This window comes from Saccharothrix xinjiangensis (assembly GCF_039527585.1).
Taxonomy (GTDB): Bacteria; Actinomycetota; Actinomycetes; order Mycobacteriales; family Pseudonocardiaceae; genus Actinosynnema; species Actinosynnema xinjiangensis.
This window is the reverse complement of sequence record NZ_BAAAKE010000065.1, coordinates 1-2,652: the sequence shown is the minus strand read 5'-3', so window position 1 is coordinate 2,652 and position 2,652 is coordinate 1. Positions and strand designations below refer to the sequence as shown.

The window sequence follows — 2,652 nt, the reverse complement described above, 5'->3', positions numbered from 1 at the left end:
CGCCGTGGCCGCTGCGCACCCGCGAGGACTTCGCCCGCCGGGTGGTCGACGTCCCCGTCGACAGGCTGCCGACACCGGGCATGACGCTCGGCGTGGCACTCCTGCTCGGCGCGGCCGGGCCGGCGCTGTCGTTCCGCCGCACGACCGAGTTCGCCCGGCTCGACCGGCGCTACTACTCACCGCTGTGCCTGGGCCTGGCCGCGTCCTGCGCCGTCCTCGCACTGTCCTGACGCCGGCCCTCGATCAGCGGCAGGTGTGAGGGCGAGCCGGGTTGGGTAGAGGGATCCCACCGAGGACGAGACAGGGGTTCCACATGAGCGAAGCAGATCACGTCTGGCGTGTCACGGTGGCCGAGCGCGAGCACGAGGTCGAGATCGACCACAGCTCGATGACCGGCAAGATCCTGGTGTCCGTCGACGGCGAGCAGGTGGGTGACGCGCGCCTGTGGTTCAGCAAGAAGGAGATCGACTTCCAGGTGGGCGGGGTGCCCGCGAAGATCAAGGTCGACTACGCCTACTCGGGCCTGGCGGCCAAGAGCAGCCTGCACGTCGACGGCAGGTACGTCGAACCCCTGCGGTAGGGAGGGAGCGGCGCACCGCCCGGGTTCCGGCGGGGCGGAAGGGCCCGGCGGCACCGGCACGGAAACGCCCGTGGGCGGCGTCCACAACGGACGCCGCCCACGGCTCGTCCACCAGCACCACACCCCTCCCACCGTGATCGAAACTGATCGTAATAAATGAACCGATCAGTATTGCCCTTCTTTCTTGCCTGATATTGACTGCTTCTCGTCATTAGACGACGAAACGATCAGCAAGAGGAGGGCGACGTCCGTGGAGCAGCGCTATGCGACCGCGCCGCAGCAGGTGCCGTCGATGACGACGGAGGAGTTGCGGGGGCACTACCTGGTCGAGGACCTGTTCGTCGCCGATGAGGTGCGGGCGGTGCACAGCCACCACGACCGGGTGGTGCTGGTGGGCGTGCTGCCGCGCACCGGTCCCCTGTCCCTCCCCGCGTTCCCCGAGATCCGGGCCGAGCGCTTGTTCGACCGCCGTGAGGCCGGGGTCGTCAACGTGGGCGGCGCGGGGACGGTGACGGTGGACGGCGAGGAGCACCGGCTCGCCCCGACCGCCTGCCTCTACATCGGCCGGGGCGCCCAGGAGGTCTCCTTCGCCTCCGACGACGCCGACGCGCCCGCCGCGTTCTACCTGTTCTCCGCGCCCGCGCACACCGCGCACCCGACGGTGCTGGTCGAGCCGGGCGGCGGCACGGTGCGCGAACTCGGCGACCCGCTGACGTCGAACCGCCGCACGCTGACCCAGTACATCCACGAGAACGGCGTCCGCAGCTGCCAGGTCGTGATGGGGGTGACCACCCTGCACCCCGGCAGCATGTGGAACACCATGCCCGCCCACACCCACGACCGCCGCATGGAGGTCTACCTCTACTTCGGCCTGCCCGAGGACGCCCGCGTGGTGCACCTGCTCGGCGAGCCGCACGAGACCCGGCACCTGGTGGTGGCCGACCGGCAGGCGGTGATCTCCCCGCCGTGGTCGCTGCACAGCGGTGTGGGCACCGCCTCCTACGGCTTCGTCTGGGCCATGGCCGGGGAGAACCAGTCCTTCGACGACATGGACCCCCACCCCGCGGCGGTGCTGCGATGAACCCCGAGGTGGCCGGCCTGTTCGACCTGACCGGCCGGACCGCGGCCGTCACCGGCGCCGGCCGGGGCATCGGCCTGGCCGTGGCACGGCTGCTGGCATCGGCGGGCGCCGACGTGGTCGGCATCGGCTCGTCCATGCCCGAGGGCCCCAGCGCGGTGCGCACCGCCGTGGAGGGCCGGGGCCGGGTGTTCACCCCCGTGCGCACCGACCTGGCCGACCCCCACCAGGTCGCCGAACTCGGCGCGCTGCTGGCGGGGAGGGAGGTGGACGTGCTGGTCAACAACGGCGGGACGATCCGCCGCGCACCGGCCGCCGAGCACAGCGACGCCGACTTCGACCACGTGCTGGCGGTCAACCTGCGCGCGACCTGGACGCTCTCGCGCGAGGTCGGCCGGGCGATGCTGGCCCGCGGCACGGGCCGCATCGTCAACATCGCCTCGATGCTGAGCTTCCAGGGCGGCGTCACCGTGCCCGGCTACACCGCGTCGAAGTCCGCGGTGGCGGGCCTGACCAAGGCCCTGGCCAACGAATGGGCCCACCGCGGCGTCAACGTCAACGCCGTCGCCCCCGGCTACGTCGCCACCGACAACACCGCCGCGCTGCGCGCCGACCCGGACCGCAACCGGTCCATCCTCGACCGCATCCCGGCCGGGCGCTGGGCCGACCCCGACGACATCGCCGGCGCGGTGCTGTTCCTGTGCTCCCGCGCGGCGGACTACGTCCACGGCGCCGTGCTCCCCGTCGACGGCGGCTGGCTCGCCAGGTGACGAGGTCGGTCAGACCGGGGGCGGGGCCGTCGAACCGCGCACCCGCAAAGACGGGGTGATCACCACCCGGTGCGTCGGCCGGCCCGGGTCCTGCAACCGGGCCGCCAACAACGACACCGCCGCCCGCCCGATCGAACGCCGCGGCGGGCGCACGGCCGTGAGCGCCGGGGTGAACAACGCCGCCACCTCGTCGTCATAGGCCACCACCGACAGGTCCGACGGCA

At 72.3% G+C, this 2,652-nt stretch carries 5 protein-coding genes; 4 read left to right on the top strand and 1 reads right to left on the bottom strand.

What is annotated here, in order from left to right; all coding sequences use genetic code 11:
* From ABD223_RS43215 to ABD223_RS43200, 4 genes are all read left to right on the top strand, one after another.
* The coding region (locus ABD223_RS43215) for a hypothetical protein (protein WP_344044157.1) at positions 1 to 230 on the top strand (230 nt) is incomplete at its 5' end.
* A gap of 83 nt (positions 231 to 313) precedes the next feature.
* Positions 314 to 580 (top strand): hypothetical protein, encoded by a 267-nt coding sequence (locus ABD223_RS43210; RefSeq protein ID WP_344044155.1) that lies wholly within the window; start codon positions 314 to 316, stop codon positions 578 to 580.
* A 250-nt stretch (positions 581 to 830) separates the two neighbouring features.
* The gene (kduI, locus tag ABD223_RS43205) at positions 831 to 1,661 is read left to right on the top strand and encodes a 5-dehydro-4-deoxy-D-glucuronate isomerase (RefSeq protein ID WP_344044153.1); all 831 of its coding nucleotides are present in this window, start codon (positions 831 to 833) and stop codon (positions 1,659 to 1,661) included.
* Positions 1,658 to 2,428: an SDR family oxidoreductase gene (locus ABD223_RS43200; RefSeq protein ID WP_344044151.1), complete on the top strand. Its 771-nt coding sequence runs from the start codon at positions 1,658 to 1,660 to the stop codon at positions 2,426 to 2,428. Before kduI ends, ABD223_RS43200 begins: the two co-directional genes overlap by 4 nt.
* Before the next feature lie 9 nt (positions 2,429 to 2,437).
* Here the strand turns inward: ABD223_RS43200 and ABD223_RS43195 are convergent.
* The coding region (locus ABD223_RS43195; RefSeq protein ID WP_344044149.1) for a substrate-binding domain-containing protein at positions 2,438 to 2,652 on the bottom strand (215 nt) is incomplete at its 5' end.

Bases quoted from the DNA above. Each gene is read 5' to 3' on its own strand.
- ABD223_RS43210 (WP_344044155.1), top strand. From the start codon at position 314: ATGAGCGAAGCAGATCACGTCTGGCGTGTCACGGTGGCCGAGCGCGAG.
- ABD223_RS43200 (WP_344044151.1), top strand. From the start codon at position 1,658: ATGAACCCCGAGGTGGCCGGCCTGTTCGACCTGACCGGCCGGACCGCG.